At 71.5% G+C, this 15,868-nt stretch carries 17 protein-coding genes; 9 read left to right on the top strand and 8 right to left on the bottom strand.

Translation table 11 applies throughout. The annotated features are described in order from the left end of the window. Positions 1-7: 7 nt before the first annotated feature. The 3 genes from FHR32_RS15910 to FHR32_RS15900 all read left to right on the top strand — a co-directional run bounded on the left by FHR32_RS15910 (position 8) and on the right by FHR32_RS15900 (position 2,282). A complete protein-coding gene (locus FHR32_RS15910; protein ID WP_184755022.1) occupies positions 8-268 on the top strand; it encodes a hypothetical protein in 261 nt (86 codons plus the stop codon). Positions 269-771: 503 nt separating this feature from the next. Then, positions 772-1,326, top strand: a complete 555-nt coding sequence (locus FHR32_RS15905) for an HD domain-containing protein (RefSeq protein ID WP_246466989.1) — start codon at positions 772-774, stop codon at positions 1,324-1,326. Between the two features lie 44 nt (positions 1,327-1,370). Further along, on the top strand, positions 1,371-2,282 hold the full coding sequence (locus tag FHR32_RS15900; RefSeq protein WP_184755020.1) for a Rieske (2Fe-2S) protein: 912 nt from the start codon (positions 1,371-1,373) through the stop codon (positions 2,280-2,282). Between the two features lie 109 nt (positions 2,283-2,391). On the opposite strand, the gene FHR32_RS15895 is transcribed toward FHR32_RS15900, so the two are convergent. From FHR32_RS15895 to FHR32_RS15885, 3 genes are all read right to left on the bottom strand, one after another. Then, positions 2,392-2,619 carry a DUF8836 family protein gene (locus FHR32_RS15895; protein WP_012887282.1) on the bottom strand — a complete coding sequence of 76 codons (228 nt, stop codon included), beginning with the start codon at positions 2,617-2,619 and terminating at the stop codon, positions 2,392-2,394. Between the two features lie 29 nt (positions 2,620-2,648). Beyond that, entirely contained in the window at positions 2,649-3,404 is a 756-nt protein-coding gene (locus FHR32_RS15890) for a sulfite exporter TauE/SafE family protein (protein ID WP_184755019.1), read from the bottom strand. Between the two features lie 214 nt (positions 3,405-3,618). Continuing rightward, positions 3,619-4,413, bottom strand: coding sequence for an ABC transporter ATP-binding protein (locus tag FHR32_RS15885; protein ID WP_184755018.1), 795 nt, complete (start codon positions 4,411-4,413; stop codon positions 3,619-3,621). A gap of 66 nt (positions 4,414-4,479) precedes the next feature. On the opposite strand from FHR32_RS15885, the gene FHR32_RS15880 reads away from it, so the two are divergent. Then, entirely contained in the window at positions 4,480-5,199 is a 720-nt protein-coding gene (locus FHR32_RS15880) for an Rv1486c family protein (protein ID WP_184755017.1), read from the top strand. Positions 5,200-5,289: 90 nt separating this feature from the next. On the opposite strand, the gene FHR32_RS15875 is transcribed toward FHR32_RS15880, so the two are convergent. Further along, on the bottom strand, positions 5,290-5,937 hold the full coding sequence (locus FHR32_RS15875; protein WP_184755016.1) for a response regulator: 648 nt from the start codon (positions 5,935-5,937) through the stop codon (positions 5,290-5,292). Further along, positions 5,934-7,055, bottom strand: a complete 1,122-nt coding sequence (locus tag FHR32_RS15870; RefSeq protein WP_184755015.1) for a GAF domain-containing sensor histidine kinase — start codon at positions 7,053-7,055, stop codon at positions 5,934-5,936. The genes FHR32_RS15875 and FHR32_RS15870 overlap by 4 nt, the downstream gene beginning before the upstream one ends. Before the next feature lie 124 nt (positions 7,056-7,179). Here FHR32_RS15870 and FHR32_RS15865 point away from each other — a divergent pair, with 124 nt between their 5' ends. The 4 genes from FHR32_RS15865 (at position 7,180) to FHR32_RS15850 (ending at position 10,850) form a co-directional block, all read left to right on the top strand. Next, positions 7,180-7,845: an SDR family NAD(P)-dependent oxidoreductase gene (locus tag FHR32_RS15865; RefSeq protein ID WP_184755014.1), complete on the top strand. Its 666-nt coding sequence runs from the start codon at positions 7,180-7,182 to the stop codon at positions 7,843-7,845. Continuing rightward, entirely contained in the window at positions 7,842-8,996 is a 1,155-nt protein-coding gene (locus FHR32_RS15860; protein ID WP_312882379.1) for an S-adenosylmethionine:tRNA ribosyltransferase-isomerase, read from the top strand. Before FHR32_RS15865 ends, FHR32_RS15860 begins: the two co-directional genes overlap by 4 nt. Before the next feature lie 356 nt (positions 8,997-9,352). Further along, positions 9,353-9,928, top strand: coding sequence for a DUF11 domain-containing protein (locus FHR32_RS15855; protein WP_184755013.1), 576 nt, complete (start codon positions 9,353-9,355; stop codon positions 9,926-9,928). Between the two features lie 202 nt (positions 9,929-10,130). Continuing rightward, positions 10,131-10,850 (top strand): response regulator transcription factor, encoded by a 720-nt coding sequence (locus FHR32_RS15850; protein WP_184755012.1) that lies wholly within the window; start codon positions 10,131-10,133, stop codon positions 10,848-10,850. A 34-nt stretch (positions 10,851-10,884) separates the two neighbouring features. On the opposite strand, the gene FHR32_RS15845 is transcribed toward FHR32_RS15850, so the two are convergent. Beyond that, positions 10,885-11,748 (bottom strand): lysophospholipid acyltransferase family protein, encoded by an 864-nt coding sequence (locus tag FHR32_RS15845; RefSeq protein ID WP_184755011.1) that lies wholly within the window; start codon positions 11,746-11,748, stop codon positions 10,885-10,887. Beyond that, entirely contained in the window at positions 11,745-12,458 is a 714-nt protein-coding gene (locus tag FHR32_RS15840) for a GNAT family N-acetyltransferase (protein ID WP_184755010.1), read from the bottom strand. Before FHR32_RS15840 ends, FHR32_RS15845 begins: the two co-directional genes overlap by 4 nt. Before the next feature lie 115 nt (positions 12,459-12,573). On the opposite strand from FHR32_RS15840, the gene serB reads away from it, so the two are divergent. Then, positions 12,574-13,797: a phosphoserine phosphatase SerB gene (gene serB, locus FHR32_RS15835; RefSeq protein WP_184755009.1), complete on the top strand. Its 1,224-nt coding sequence runs from the start codon at positions 12,574-12,576 to the stop codon at positions 13,795-13,797. On the opposite strand, the gene FHR32_RS15830 is transcribed toward serB, so the two are convergent. Then, on the bottom strand, positions 13,778-15,865 hold the full coding sequence (locus tag FHR32_RS15830; RefSeq protein WP_184755008.1) for an FUSC family protein: 2,088 nt from the start codon (positions 15,863-15,865) through the stop codon (positions 13,778-13,780). The two genes, serB and FHR32_RS15830, sit on opposite strands and share 20 nt — an antisense overlap. Positions 15,866-15,868 lie beyond the last annotated feature (3 nt).

The raw sequence follows: 15,868 nt of genomic DNA, 5'->3' as shown, positions 1-15,868 counted from the left end.
GTCTCCTATGTCGTTCCACGACGCCAAGGGACTCTATGGATTCAAGACCGTCATCCTCGACCTGACCTACACCGCCGACCGGGAACTCTGCATGGACCAGGACGAATGGGCCTATCGGCTCGGCTGGACCGTGACCAGGACCGGATTCGGGGCCCGGCACTACCGCGAACCCCGCTTCGACCTCCTCAGAGCCGAGCGGATCGCCGCACCCGCGCTCGCCCTGGCCCCCACTCCCGAGGAGGAGGTGGGCGGCGGCGTCGCCGCGTAACCTCCTCGCCGTCCGCTGCGACCGGCCGGGTGGCCGAGGGCACTCAGGCACCCACACCGCCACGGAGGTGCGCCCCATGGCCGCGCAGGCCCGGACGTGGCCTGTCTCCTCGGACGGAGGGGGCTCCGGAGATTCTCCGCGCGGCTTCCCTACGCCGTGGTCCACGACCATGATGAGTTCATTCGACGGACTCAGGAGTGCCGATCGCTGGAACCCACCGAAACGATCATGCCGGGAGTGGTGAGCCTGCCCCACGGGTGGGGGCACGCCGGGACCGCCCAACGGGTCGCGGCGGGACACGCCGGGGTGAACGCGAACACGCCGACGGATGAGCCGGTGATCGATATCCCCTCCGGAAACGCCGTGTTCAACGGGGTTCCGGTCACACTCAGTCCGGCGTGATCACATGATCGTTCGGAAAATGGGGATCGGCGCGCATTAGGCTTGCGCAGGTGACCACCCCTCCAGAACAGGACCGTCTGCACGCTCAGCTCGCTTTCGCCATGGAGATCGACAAGCTCAGACGCATCGTCCGCCGCAACACCCTGATGGACGGGTCGCGGCGGGAGAACGACGCCGAGCATTCGTGGTACGTGGGCATGCTGGCGATGGTCTTGGCCGAGCATGCCCCGCCGGACACCGACCTGGACAAGGTCGTCGCGATGCTGCTCGTCCACGACATCGTCGAGATCGACGCCGGAGACACGTTCATCTACGACGCCCACGCCGTCGAGGCCCAGCTCGGGATCGAGCGCAAGGCCGCCGATCGGATCTTCGGGCTGCTCCCGGAGGACCAGGCGACGCGGCTGCGCGCGCTGTGGGACGAGTTCGAGGAGCGTGCGACTCCGGAGGCCAGATTCGCCAAGGCCCTCGACAGAATCGCGCCGATCATGGCCAACCATCACAACGAGGGCGGCACCTGGTCGCTCTACAAGGTGACGGCCGAACAGGTGCTGGAGAAGGTGAAAATCATCGAGGAGGGGTCGGAGACACTGGGCGCCTACGCCACCGAGATCATCGAGCTCTCCGTCAGCCGGGGACATCTGGCGCGTGCATAACCCCGTTACCGGGTAGGTCCCTATTGGTCGAAAAGGGGGCGAGGGTGAAGGAAACAGTGAAAACAGGACGCCGGACCTTCGGACGCCTGGTGGGTCCGGTGGACCTCACCGACAAGATCGAACGATCGACCGGTATGGACCGGCCGATCCAGGTGGTGGCCAAGGCCGTGCGCCGGCGGTTAGGCCCGGGATGGCTACGCGACCTGCTGCACGGAGTTCCCCTCGGTAAACCCATGCACCCGCCGATCGCCAACATCAGTCTGGGTCTCTGGGCGGCGGTGGCGGTGCTCGACACGATCCGCGCCGATCCACGGGCCTCGCGCGCGTTGCTCTTCAGCGGGATCGCCAGCGCCACGCCCGCGATGGCGGCGGGCATCACCGACTGGTCGGTGCTCCACCGGGAGCAGCAGCGGGTCGGGTTCGTGCACGCGATCACCAACCTGGCCGCCTTCGGGCTCTACACCGGCTCGCTGGCCTTCCGGCTCGCCGGAGACGAACGGCGCGGCAGGCTGCTGTCGTACGCCGGGCTGGGCGCCGCGGGCCTGGGCGGCTACCTCGGCGGGCACCTGGCATACCGGCAGGCGGCCGGGGCCAACCACGCCGAGTCGGTCGCCCACCTGGTCCCGCTCGGCTGGCACAACCTGTGCGAGATCGGCGGCCTGCCCGACGGACGCCCGGTGACCCGGCGGCTCGGCTACATCGACCTGTTCGTGCTGCGGACCGGCGAGGAGGTCACCGTGCTCGCCGACGGCTGCTCCCACCTGGCGGGACCGCTGCACCAGGGCCGCCTGACCAACGAGAACGGCACCGCATGCGTGGTGTGCCCCTGGCACGGGAGCACCTTCCGGCTGTCGGACGGGACGGTCGCGCACGGCCCCGCCACGGCCCCGCAGCCGTCCTTCGAGACCCGGGTGCGCGGCGACGGCGTGCTCCAGGTCCGCCCCGCCCAGAGCTGAGAGGGCTCCGGGCACCTCGACCCGCGACGGGCACCTCGACCCGCGACCATGCGGGCTCGGCATCCGGATGCCCCGGCCGGGCCGTGCGCTCCAGTCGGGGCCGTGAGTTCTAGTCGGGCTTGCCGTCGGCCGGGTGCTCGACCAGGGCAAGGATGCGGCTGGACATGAACCGGGCGGTGCGCACGGCCGTACCACTGCGAGTGACCTCGCTCACCTCGACCACGCCACCCCGGCGGTTGGACACCTCGACCCGGCGGCCCGCCTTGGTGGCGACGACTTCGTAGGTACGCGAGCTGTCGCCCGCATCGATGACGATCTCTACCTTGTCGCCCTTCATATCTGATTTATGCCCAAAACCAGTGGATTTCATCCGTACACCAGTTTGATGATCGCCAGGATGCCGATACAGACGATGAAGCCCCGCAGAACGGGCGCGGGCAGCTTCCGGCCGACCCTCGCACCGAGGAAACCGCCGATCATGGCTCCCAGCGCGACCGACGCCACCGCCCGCCAGTCCACCTCCGCGACCGCGATGAACAGGACCGCGGCGGTGGCGTTGACGAGCAGCGAGAGCACGTTCTTGGCGGCGTTGACCCGCTGCAGGTCGTCGTCGAGGAAGCTGCCGAGCAGCCCGATGAGCAGCACGCCCTGGGCCGCGCCGAAGTAGCCTCCGTAGATCCCGGCGCCGAACACCCCGGCCCACAGCCACGGTCCGCCATGCGGATGGGGGTCCTCCCTACGCGCGCTCAGCCATCTGTTGAGGCGGGGCTGGACCACCACCAGCACACACGCCAGACCGATGAGGACCGGCACCACCACGTCGAAGGTGTCGACAGGGAGGAAGAGCAGCAGCACGCCGCCGATGAGAGAGCCCGCGACCGAGGCGGCCCCCAGCCGGATCAACCGGTCACGCTGGCCGCTGAGCTCCGCGCGGTAGCCCAGCGCGCCGGTCAGCGACCCGGGCACCAGCCCGATGTTGTTGGAGACGTTGGCGACGATCGGCGGGATCCCCAGGGCCACCATCGTCGGGAAAGTGATCAGCGATCCCGAACCGACGACGGCGTTGATACCTCCGGCCGCGACTCCGGCGACAAAGATCGCAACGATCTCCCACGGCGTCATGACATCCCTCTCACTCGTACGGCTCGCGCCCGTCAACGGTGCACGGCACTCACCGGATGCTAGGAGAGGAGCGCGCCTCGGCCGGCGGCGGGGGTGTCCCCGGCGCCCGTCGCCCGTGCCGAACGTTCCAGGCCGACGCCGACGCCGACGTCGGCGGCCGGGGGACGCGACGTGCCCGGTTGCCGCCGCCTGGGCGGCCGGCGGACCTCAGCTCTCAGAAATGGTGCGCCCGGGCGTACCAGCGGCTGTCGAGCCCCCGCTCCAGGTTGAGAGGGAGGTTGAAGGTCCGGGACAGGTTCTCGGCGGTCATCGTCTGGTCGATCGGCCCCTGGGCGACCACCGAGCCGTGCCGGAGCAGCAGCGCGTGGGTGAACCCGCTGGGCACCTCCTCCACGTGGTGGGTGACCAGCACCATCGTCGGCGCCTTGGGATCGTGGGCGAACGTCGACAGGCGACGGACCAGATCCTCCCTGCCGCCCAGGTCAAGCCCTGCGGCGGGCTCGTCAAGCAGCAGCATCTCGGGATCGGGCATGAGCGCCCGGGCGATCTGCACCCGCTTGCGCTCGCCCTCCGACAGCGTGTTGAACCGGCGCCGGATGAGGTGGGCTGCGCCGAACTGGTCGATCAGCTCGACGGCGCGGGTGACGTCGCCTGAGTCGTACTCCTCCGTCCAGCGGCCCAGAATCGCGTAGGAGGCGGTGAGCACCAGGTCGATGACCTTCTCCTCCGGCGGCACCTTCTCGGCCAGCGCGGCACTGGCGAGCCCGATGCGGGACCGAAGCTCGAACACGTCACTCTGACCGAGCCGTTCGCCCAGGATCTCCACGATGCCGTCGGTCGGGAACAGCATCGCCCCGACGACCTGCAGCAGCGTCGTCTTCCCCGCGCCGTTGGGGCCGATGACGACCCACCGCTCGTCCTCGTGAACGGTCCAGTCGATGTCCCGCAGCAAGACCGCCCCGTCCCTGCGGACGGTGACGTCCTGTAGCCGAAGCACCTGACCGCCCATCCCTTACGCCTCCTCATTAATCGCTCGAACAAAACCTATTGCAGGACAAGCGCATATCGTGGATCGGTGCACCCTGATTCACCGATCTCGGCCACCCTGGTCTGCTGGGGCAACGCCTGGCTCACCGGGCAGGCCGGCCTCGACGAGGCCGTCGACCGGGTGGAGCGGCTGGCCGGCCCGCAACTCGTCGCCGGGGAAACCGGCGACCTGCCCCTCCGCGCCTTCCTCGCCGACCTGCGGGTCGAGGGCATGAGATCCCTGCGTCTGGCCCTTCCCGTCCCGGGCGATCCGCTCGGACTCACCGGACCGCCCCCCTTCAACTCCGCGGCCATCGAGGCCGGACAGGCGGCGATAGCCGTACTCCCCAGCAGGTGCCTCGGTCTGGTCCCCATGCGGGACCGCCGCGGGTCATCGTACGCCGGGGTGCGCTGGAGCGTGCTGGAGGCCGGTACCAGCGCTCCGGACGTGCCCTCCCTGGCCGAGGCCGAACACACCCTGACCCTCACGATGCGCTCGGCCACCGACGCCCTGCTCGGCGTGGAGGGCCCGGCCCAGGGCCACCGGCGGGTGAGCGCCGTCGACGACGGTCTGGCCCCCGGTTACCCGGCCCGCGCCCACCGGGTCGCCGCCCTCGCCGCCCGGCTCTCCGCGGTGCTCCGGATCGCCGACGACCGGGGCCTCACCTCGGCCCAGCTCACCACCCGGAGCGACGCCCTGCGCGATCTCGACCGCGCGGTACGGCGGGCACGTGTGGCCGCGCACCACGCCATCACCGAGTTCGTCTGACGCGGTGGGGCCGGCCCCCGGCGTCCGCCGTCCCGGGGAACCCTGTGGCGTCAGGAGTCGCGCGAGGGCCCGGACGGCGTGACATCCCGCTCAGGCCAGGCCGCGCCGCACCGCATAGAGGGCCGCCTGGGTCCTGTCCTGCACGCCCAGCTTCATCAGCACGTTGGAGACATGGGTCTTCACGGTCTTCTCCGCCACCGCCAGCTCCCGGGCGATCTCACGGTTGGACCGGCCCGAGGCGATCAGTGTGAGCACCTCGCGCTCCCGGTCGGTCAGCGGCGCCACATACCTGTCCACCCTCTCCACCGCCCCAGGAGGAGGGGAGGCGGGGGCGGCCAACATCGCCTCGGCGGCCTCGGGGGCCAGCAGCACCTGGCCCCCGTGGACCGCGCGGATGGCCTGGACGAGCGCGGCCGGGTCGACGTCCTTGTAGAGGAATCCGGACGCGCCGGCCCGCATCGCCGGGGCGACGTCCTCCCTGTCGCTGACCGAGGTCAGCACCAGCACGCGAGGGCGGAGCCCGCGTTCACCCAGCCGGACCAGTGTGCCCAGACCGTCGAGGACCGGCATCTTCAGGTCGAGCAACAGCACGTCGGGAGCGAGCGACGCGACCAGGTCGACCGCTTCGGCGCCGTCGCCCGCCTCCCCGACCACGTCGACATCGTCCTGCAGGCCCAGGAAGGTGCGCAGGCCCTGCCGGACGATCGGATGGTCGTCGGCGATCAGCACGCGGATCACGCGGGCACCTCCATCCGCACCAGGGTCCCACGGCCCGGGTCGGAGGTCACGGTCACGCTCCCGCCCAGGGCCTGTGCCCTGTCCCGCATCGACGCGATGCCCAGTCCCCGCCCGGCGGCGGCGGTCACGTCGAACCCCGGCCCGTCGTCGCGCACCTCCAGGACCACCCGGCCTCCCCGGCAGCCCAGCCACACCCCGACGGCCCGCGCCGCCGAGTGCCGGGAGGCGTTGTGCAGCGCCTCCTGGGCCACGCGCAGGACGACCACCTCGGTCGCCGGTTGGAGCGCGCCCACCGGGGCCTCGTCGAACGTGAACGCGGCCGGGTGCAGCCGGTCCAGCAGGTGCACGTGCTTGCGGAGCGTCTCGGCCAGTCCGTGGCGGCCGAGCTCGGCCGGGCGGAGCTCCACGATCACCGCACGGAGTTCGGCCAGCGCCTCCCCCGCCAGCCGTTCCACGCGCTCGATCTCCTCCAGTGCCCGGGCGGGGTCACGGGGCACCAGCGAGGCAGCGGCCTGCGCGGTGAGCCGGAGCGAGAACAGCTTCTGGGTCACCGCGTCGTGCAGCTCCCGTGCCATGCGGGTGCGCTCCTCGACCAACGCCAGCTCCCGGCCGCGTTCGTAGAGACGGGCGTTGGTGAGCGCGATCGCGGCGTGCGCGGCGAACATGGTGAGCAGCCGCTGGTCGGCCTCGGTGAACCCGCCGGAGGCCCGCTTGTTGGACAGGAAGAGAATGCCGAGAACCTCGTCGCCGTCGAGGACGGGCACTCCGAGGAAGTCCTTGAGCACCGGATGGGCGCGCGGCCAGTATTCGAACCTCGCATCCCTGCGGATGTCGGGCAGCCGGACCGGCGCGCCCTCGCGCAGCATCGCGCCGAGCATGCCGTGCTGGCGGGGCGTCGGCCCGATCGCGTCCCACTCCTCGGGCGAGATGCCCTCGGCGACGAACTCGGCGAACGCCCCCTCCTCGTCGGGCACGCCGAGCGCGGCGTAGCGGGCGTCCAGCAGCTGGCCCGCCGACCGCACGATGAGCTGGAGCACCTCCCGGACCGACAGATGCCTGGTCACCGCGAGAACGGCCGAGCTCACGGCCTGCAGGATGGCGTCCCGGTCTTCGTTCACGGAAAAACTCTAGGCGCCGTACGCACCGGGCGCGTTCCACCATGGGACCTAGGTCCATCAGCCCAGGCACGGCCGGGCCCTGGGACCGATGTGTGCGAGGCACCTGATTCCTACCGTCGGGAGCATGACGAAGACAGCACTCATCACCGGCGCCTCCCGAGGGCTCGGCCTGGCGCTGGCGCGCTCCCTGGCCGCGGACGGCTGGCGCCTCATCCTCACCGCACGGGGTGCGGACACGTTGAGGCCCGTCGCCGACGGGCTCGGCGCCCTCGCCCTCCCCGGGGACGTCGCCGACCCGGTCCACCGGGACCGGCTGGCGCACGCCGTACGGGATCACGGCGGGCTGGACCTGCTGGTCAACAACGCCTCCGGGCTGGGAGCGGTCCCGCTTCCGCCCCTGGCCGGCTACCCGCTCGACGTGTTCGAGGACCTGTTCAGGGCCAACGTGCTGGCCCCGCTGGCGCTGGTCCAGACGTTCCTGCCCACGCTCAGGGAGCGGCGGGGGGCGGTCGTCAACATCTCCTCGGACGCGGCCGTGGAGGCCTATGAGGGCTGGGGTGGGTACGGCGCGACCAAGGCCGCCCTCGACCAGCTCTCCAACGTGCTGGCCGTCGAGGAGCCCGAGGTGGCGGTCTGGTGGGTCGACCCGGGCGAGATGAACACGACCATGCTGGCCGACGCGGTCGGCCCCGATGACGCGGCCGCCGCCCCCGGGCCCGAGACGGTCGTGCCCACCCTGCGGCAGTTGATCGAGGAGCGCCCGGCGAGCGGCCGGGTGAGCCACTCGTGAGCGCGCTCGCACCGGACGCCATGGCGTCCGGCTTCGTGCTCCCGCCCGGCCTGGAGGCACACGAGCCGCCGGAGGCGCGGGGGTTGACCCGTGACGGAGTGCGGCTCCTGGTCTCACACGGCGACACCGGGCAGATCGGCCACCACACGTTCGCCGATCTTCCGGGCCTGCTCCGCCCAGGTGACCTGCTGGTGGTCAACAATTCGGCCACGCTTCCGGCCGCGGTCCGGCTCGACCGGCTGGCGGTGCACTTCTCCACCGAGCGCGAGGACGGAACCTGGCTGGTGGAGCTGCGCCGCCGGATGGGGCGGCGAGCCGGATCCGCCGGCGGGGACACGGCCGCGGAACAGGGCCCACGGGATCGGCGGCCCCCCGGAGCGAGCGTGGCCGTCGGCGCAGAGCGGCAAAGGCCCGGGGCGGCCACGGGCACGGACCTGGCCAGCGAGCCCTACGCGGGGGGTGTGCCCGGAGAATGGCTGCCGCTGCCCGGCGGGGCCACGCTGCATCTGCTGGAACGGGAGACCCCGCGCCTGTGGCGCGCCCGGCTGGACCGCGAGGTCCCCTCCTACCTGGGCCGGTACGGCGTGCCGATCCGCTACGCCTACGTGGACCGGGACTGGCCTCTGGCCGACTACCAGACCGTGTTCGGGGTCCGGCACGGCAGCGCGGAGATGCCCAGCGCGGGGCGGCCGTTCACCACCGGACTGGTGACCCGGCTGGTCTCACGTGGGGTCGGCGTCGCGCCGATCACGCTGCACACCGGGGTGGCTTCGCCGGAAAAGGACGAGCCGCCCTACCCCGAGCGGTTCGAGGTGCCCGAGGCCACCGCGCGGCAGGTCGAGCTCGCGCGCGAGTCCGGCGGCCGGGTGATCGCGGTGGGCACGACCGTGGTGCGGGCGCTGGAGACGGCCGCCCTGCCGGACGGCCACGTCCGGGCGGCACAGGGCTGGACCTCCCGCATCGTGACCCCCGCAGCCGGGGTGAGGGCGGTGCACGGGCTGGTCACCGGCCTGCACGAGCCACGCTCCAGCCACCTGCTGATGCTGTCCGCCATCGCCGGGGGCGAACTGCTCTCCCGGTCCTACGCGGAGGCGCTCCGGGAGGGCTATCTCTGGCACGAGTTCGGCGACACCCATCTGATCCTCCCCTAGCCCCGGTCCTGGTCGGTCATTCACAAGGGGTTTCCAAGCCGGCGGCCGCAAGCTGGCCGCAGCAATGGACGGGAACCCCGGATTCCGACTGGAGTGAGAAATACGCCCGCATCTGACCGTCTTCACCGCCGCCGCCCTGGCGGGAGGCCTGCTGTTCACCCCCGGGTCCGCGAGCGCGGGCACGCCGGCGGCGGGGACTCCGGTCGGCACGGTATGTCCGCCACACCGGGCACTCCGAGAAGAATGAGGCAATATAAATATTGTTTCCGTTTTCCCGGTTGAATGTGGTAAAAATCTGCGAACTTTAAACGGGGATCATCGCAATACCCCCGCCCCCCTCAACTGGGAGACGTTTAATGCGCCACCCGATCTACAAGATCGCTGCTCTCGCTCTCGTCGCTCCGCTCGCGGGCACGATGATGCTCGCTTCACCGGCCTCGGCTGCTTCCGCCAAGGCTCCCGCCGCGGTCGCGAAGAAGGCCGACAACCCCTACTCGACCTTCACCGTCAAGGCGACGGCCTCCACGAAGGTCCGTCCCGGCGGGAAGATCACCTACACCATCAAGGCGACGAACGCCGGCCCGTACAGCTCCGACCCCGGCTCCTACTTCGTCGTGGCCTACGTCCCCAAGAACGTCGACATCAGCGCCAAGGGGGGCTCCTACTGGGGGCCCAAGAAGGCCCAGTGCGCCGCCGAGGAGCGGATCGTGGTCTGCGCGGTCGACAAGAAGCTCGAAAAGGGCGGCTCCGTCTCGTTCGGTTTCGAGTTCAAGGTCAAGAAGGACGCCAAGGGCACGCTGAAGACCGCCCTCGGCGTGCTGGCCTACGACGTACCCACGGGCGCGGACACGCTGAGCCGGGATGAGCTCGAGCGCCTCGGCGTCAAGAGCTGGTTCTTCGGCAAGCAGCACAGCACGCGCGTCGCGCGCTAGCCGTACGGCGCCTCAGCTCACCCGGAGCCCCCGTCCTGTGCCCCAGGACGGGGGCTTCCGGCGTCCGGAGCCGGCCGCGCGGGGTGTCCCGCCGTCCGGTGGCTCCCGGGTGGGCCACCAGACGTGCGGACAGCCTCATATGCGCCGGGCCCGTCGAGCGGGCAGGATCTCCCCATGACCGTCTCCGCACATCACACGGCCCATGGCTGAGCTCAAGGTCGTCCTGGCCGAGGACCACTATCTGGTGCGCGAGGGCACCCGCCGGCTCCTGGAGGCCTCCGGGGAGATCGATGTGGTGGCCGCCGTGGGCACCGCCGACGATCTGCTCGACGCCGCCCGGCGGCTCCGGCCCGACGTGGTGATGACCGACATCCGGATGCCCGGCTCGGCCGGGATCGTACGTGCGGGCATGGAGGGGATCGACGCCGCGCACCGGATCAGGGACGCCTCATCGGACATCGGCGTCGTGGTGCTCTCCCAGTTCTCCGACGCCATGTTCGCGCTGGACCTGTTCAGGGACGGCACCGAGGGGCGCGCCTACCTGCTCAAGGACCGGGTCGGGGACATCGACGAACTGCTCGGCGCGATCCGGTCGGTGGCCGCGGGCGGCTCGGTGATCGACCCCAAGGTGGTGGAGGGCCTGCTGGCCAGGCGCGGGGTGAGCGGCAACCCGCCACCCGCCGAGCTGACCCCCAGGGAGCTTGACGTGCTTCGGGAGATGGCTCACGGCCTGTCCAACGGCGGTATCGCCCGCGCCCTGCACCTGTCGGTCTCGGCGATCGAGAAACACGTCAACTCGATCTTCCTGAAACTGGCGCTGGAGAACAGCCCCGACACCCACCGCAGGGTCGCCGCCGTCATCGCCTACCTCGGGCCGCGGCGACAGGTGATCCCTCCGCGGAAGGGGCCCGACCCCGGGTGACGCGACCGCGCCTGCCGCCAGGCGGTCCCTCCGTTCAGGCGGCGACCCGGATGCCGTGCGCGGACGGGGCCACCACCACGGAGGCGATCGAGGACTCCGCCGCCCAGGCCAGGGAGCGGCGGTCGCCGGCCTGGACCGGAGGGAGCAACGTCACCTCCACCGTCAGTCCCCGGAACGCGACCACCCGGCAGATCGAGGACCACAGGGTGTCGTCACCGACGTAGGCCGCCGCGGACGCCGGGGCACCGTCCCGGTCCAGGTACCGGAGTGCCACCGGTCGCACCGGAGCACCGGCGTCCAGTGCCGCCTGGAACACGGCCGGCCGGAAGGCGCCCATCTCCCGGCCGCACCAGGTGGTGCCCTCGGGGAAGGCCGCCACCGGCCGGCCCTCCCGGAGGGCCGCGGCCACCCCGCCGACCGCCTCGGGCAGCGCCGAAAGCCTTTCCCTGTCGATGAACAGCGCGCCCGCCCCCGCCACCAGCCCACCGACCACCGGCCAGCCCCGGACCTCGCGTTTGGCCAGCAGGCGGGACGGCAGCACGACGGCCATGACGAGCGGATCCAGCCACGACACGTGGTTGGCCACGATCAGCGGTGCCGACTCGACGGAGGGGGCCACACGGAGTCCAGCGGCGGAACCGGCCAGAAAGATGAAGCCCCGTCGCACCTCCACCCGGATACCGAGAGCCCGCAGCACCAGCCGGGACCAGGCGCTCGTCAACCGGATCCGACGCGCCACACCGCACCCCCGAACGGTGAACGCGAGCACCGCCCCGGCGAGGACCATGGAGACGACGGCCGCCAGCCGCAGGGTACGGCGGAGCCGGGACACCCCGGGAGCGGAGCGCGTGAGGCAGGTGGCGGGCATGCACGGCGCCACCGGGAGCCACGGGTTCATGTGAGGGCTCCGAGGAAGTGCCGCCGGTGGCGAGGTGCCAGGCCGGCCGTCGAGAGCAGGACGAAGAAGTCGGCCGTGCCGAAGTCGGCGTCGTGGGCGGGAGGGCCGCAGACCCACGCGCCCAGGCGGACATAGCCCCGCAGCAGAGAAGGCACCGTGGCCCGCTCGGGGCTCGGGCCGTCGCGCCAGGGGCGGTGCGGGATGACGCGATACTCAGGCGGGGAAAGCGGCAGACGGTCCATGAGCCCGGCCGCGTCGGCCACCGGCACCGAGCAGCACCCGGCCAGCCAGCCGTACCCTCCGGTGAGCATGTAGCGTGCGATCCCCGCCCACATCAGCCCGATCACCGCGCCGCGCCGGTGGTCGGCGTGCACGCAGGCCCGGCCCGCCTCGACCATGTCCGGCCGGATCGGGGCCAGCGCGCCGAGATCGAACTCGGAGTCGGAGTAGAGCCGGTCGGCCCGGCGGGGAGCGAGCAACCGGTAGGTGCCGACGACCTCGCCCGTGTCGCCGCGCCGTACCAGCAGGTGATCACAGTAGGCGTCGAGCGGGTCGACGTCCAGACCGGTGACGGGGGTGTCCAGCCGAACGCCCATCTCCTCGGCGAACACCTGGTGGCGCAGGCGCTGGGCCTCGCGCAGCTCGGCGGCGGTACTGGCCAGCCCGACCGTGTAGCGAGCCACACGGGGCTCTACGGGGATGGTCGTCATGACTTCATGAAGTCAGCCGCAGGTGACGCGGGACGGGGGAGGACCACGAACTTCAGGCGTCCGGATGATGAACCCCATTCACGCTCTATTCCGGGGCCAAGTAGCGTAGACAACGATGAACCAGCGCACGCTTCTGATCACGTTGACCGGCCCCGACCGACCGGGCGTCACCTCAAGGCTCTTCGCCGTCCTGTCCGGCTTCCCGGTCGTGGTCGCCGATGTCGAGCAGGTCGTCATCCGCGGTCGGCTCACCCTGGGCGTCCTCGTCGCATACGCGGGCGACACCCCGACCGGCACGGGCAGCACGATAGGCGCCCTGTGGGCCGCCGTCGAACGGACCGCCGAGGATCTGGGACTGCACGTCGAGCTGTCCACCGGCTCCGACCCGCAGGAGAAGCGGAGGCGCGGACGACTGCACGTCACCGTGCTCAGCGCGCCCCTGCAGCCCGCGGCGATGGCGGGCATCGCGGGCCGGATCGCGGCGGCCGGTGCCAACATCGACCGGATCGAGCGACTGTCCAACTACCCGGTCACCTGCATCGAGCTGGCCGTCTCCGGCGCCGACCCTGACACGCTCAGGGCCGAGCTGGCCGCCGAGGCGCACACGCAGCAGGTGGACGTGGCCGTGCAGCGGGCCGGCCTGCACCGCCGGGCCAAGCGGCTGATCGTGATGGACGTGGACTCCACGCTCATCCAGGCCGAGGTGATCGAGCTGCTGGCGGCGCACGCCGGCTGCCTGGACGAGGTGGCCCGGGTCACCGAGGAGGCGATGCGCGGCGAGCTCGACTTCGCCGAATCGCTGCGCCGCCGAGTCGCGCTGCTGGAGGGTCTCCCCGAGGAGATCTTCGAGAAGGTCCGCAAGGAGCTGGTGCTCACCCCCGGCGCCCGCACGCTGGTGCGGACGCTCAAGCGGCTCGACTACCGGTTCGCGATCGTCAGCGGCGGGTTCACCCAGCTCACCGACGCCCTCGTCGAGGATCTCGGCATCGACTACTCCGCGGCCAACACCCTGGAGGTCGTGGACGGCGTGCTCACCGGACGGGTCGTCGGCGAGATCGTCGACCGTCCAGGAAAGGCGCGGGCACTGGAGCGCTTCGCCCTCCAGGCGGGCATCCCGATCAGCCAGACCGTCGCCATCGGCGACGGCGCCAACGACCTGGACATGATCGCGGCGGCCGGCCTGGGCATCGCGTTCAACGCCAAGCCGGTGGTCCGCCAGGCCGCGGACACCGCGGTGAACGTGCCCTACCTCGACTCGATCCTCTACCTGCTCGGCATACCGCGCGCCGAGGTCGAGGCCGCCGACGCCGAGGACGGCGTCACCGTCGTGGAGCGATGAGCGAGGCCAGCCGGAGCGCCTCGGCGCTGAGCCCCTTCAGGGCGGGTTGTGCGGCGGCCGCGTGCCTGATCCCGCGACGCACCCCTGTCATCTCGTCGGCCGCCCCCTCGGCCACCTCGTCCAGGCGTCGGGCGGAGAGCACGTCCACGTGCTCACCGAGCTCGTCCAGGACGCCGTCCAGATCGTCGGCCGGCGCCGCCGGGCGCTCCGTGCCGACCGCTTCGGCGACGTTCTCCAGCCGGTCGGCGACCATGTCGAGAATCGTCGCCGTGGGCCCGGACTCCTCACCCGGAGGCGGCAGGGCGGACAGGGCGAGCACGTTGTCACGCAGCCGCCGGGCGACGGGCACGGCGTCCCTGAGCCGCTGCGGCGCGCTGCCTCCCGGCTCCTTGTCCAGCTGATCCAGGGAGTCGGAGAACCGGTCGGCGGCCTCGGCCGCCGAGAAGGTCCGGGCGCGTACCTCGTCAGGCTCCTGGTCGGCCAGAGACCGCACCAGGGCCGCGTGCTCCTCGAGCATTTCCGCCATCCTGCCGTTCAGCTCCGCCCGCTGTCCCCTGGGCCACAGCAGCCGGGCGAAGAGCAGCGCCAGTGCCCCACCCGCGATCGTGAGGACCACCCGTAGGGCCGCCGCGGCCCAGTCGAGCCGCAGGGAGAAGTCCGACAGCATGAGCGACAGCGGCGTGGCGAAGATCGTCCAGTAGCCGTAGCTGGCTCCCCGGAACGCGAACCCCAGCGCCGCGCAGGCCGTGATGAACACGATCAGGTAGTACTGACCCGGCGCGACCGCCAGCACCACCGCCGCGCCCGTCGCACCCACCGCCGTGCCGGTCGCGCGCAGCACCACCCGCTCCACGGTGTCGCGATAGGCCGGCCGGAGGCTGACGATCACGGTCACCACGAACCACTTCGCGTAGTGCTCGTGAGCCAGCAACATCAGTGCCATGGCCAGCGTCACCGCGAGGCCCAGCCGCAGCGGATGAGGACCGGACGAGAACACCGGCTTGCGCAGCCGGCCGAACCGGGGCAGGCGCGGTCCGATCTCGACCCCCTCGGCCGCCTGCTGCGCCACCGACCGCACCGCCATCCCGATCCGGTCCAGACATCGGCGGATCTGCCCGAGGAGCACCGCCGCGGGCAGCGGCGCGCCGCCCGCGTGAGCCGACAGCCGGATCTCCTCGACCCGCTCGGTGAACCGCCCCATGGCGCTCAGTGCCGCGGGCACCGCGGTCGAGCAGCCGGTCGTCACGGCCTCCCGCAGTGCGCGGGCCAGTGCGCCGGTCGCCTCGTCGAGCTCCGCGGTCCACTCCGTGCGGATGTCCGTCTGTACGGCCGCCGCCCGCAGCACCCGCAGGGCGACGGTCTCGTGGAAGATGCGGGTCAGCGTGGCCAGCAGCCGTTCCAGGGCCCGGCTGTCCTCCTCCGAGATCCAGTAGCGGGAGAAGGCCTTGGCCGCGTCGTCCCGCGCGGTGACCGCACGGCGGCGCAGCGCCTCCCGGCTCTCGTCGGAGAGCTGGTCCCGGCCTGCGGCCTCCAGCAGGCCGGCGAGTGCCTCACCGGCCTCCTCGAAGGCCACGCGGAGCGGCCGGAGACGGCGTACCGGCCAGAGCCCGACAAGGAGCAGTGTCATCAACAGCCCGCCGGCCGCCGTGACCCCCATGTGAGCCGGCGCGCTCATGCTCGCCGGGGAGAAGTAGCTCAGGGCCACGGCGAGCACCGAGGAAATGCTGATCACCGGCCAGTAGGCGCTCGCCATGGCGACCAGGCCCATCACGGCGACGGCCGGCCAGGGGTAGGGCTGGATCAGCGCACCGAGGCCGGAGCCCAACGTGACCAGGAGCGTGGCCACGAGCAGCTTGCGGATGCGCTCGCCGTACGGCAGGCCGGGGGCGTCCCCGAAGGTCGTGAGATAGCCCCCCAACGCCACCGCCGCGCCCTGGGGGACGTGGCCGGACACGACTCCGAACAGCAGCGGAAGACAGATGCCCAGCGCGCACAGCAGGCCGTACCCCCAGGCCGGGCGTCGGGAGATCACAAAGTCGCCTCGCAGCGCCTCGGTGATCTTCCGCATGCC

This window comes from Streptosporangium album, assembly GCF_014203795.1.
GTDB classification, from domain to species: domain Bacteria; phylum Actinomycetota; class Actinomycetes; order Streptosporangiales; family Streptosporangiaceae; genus Streptosporangium; species Streptosporangium album.
Note: the sequence above shows the minus strand (reverse complement) of the source record. Positions and strands in the feature narration are given on the sequence as shown.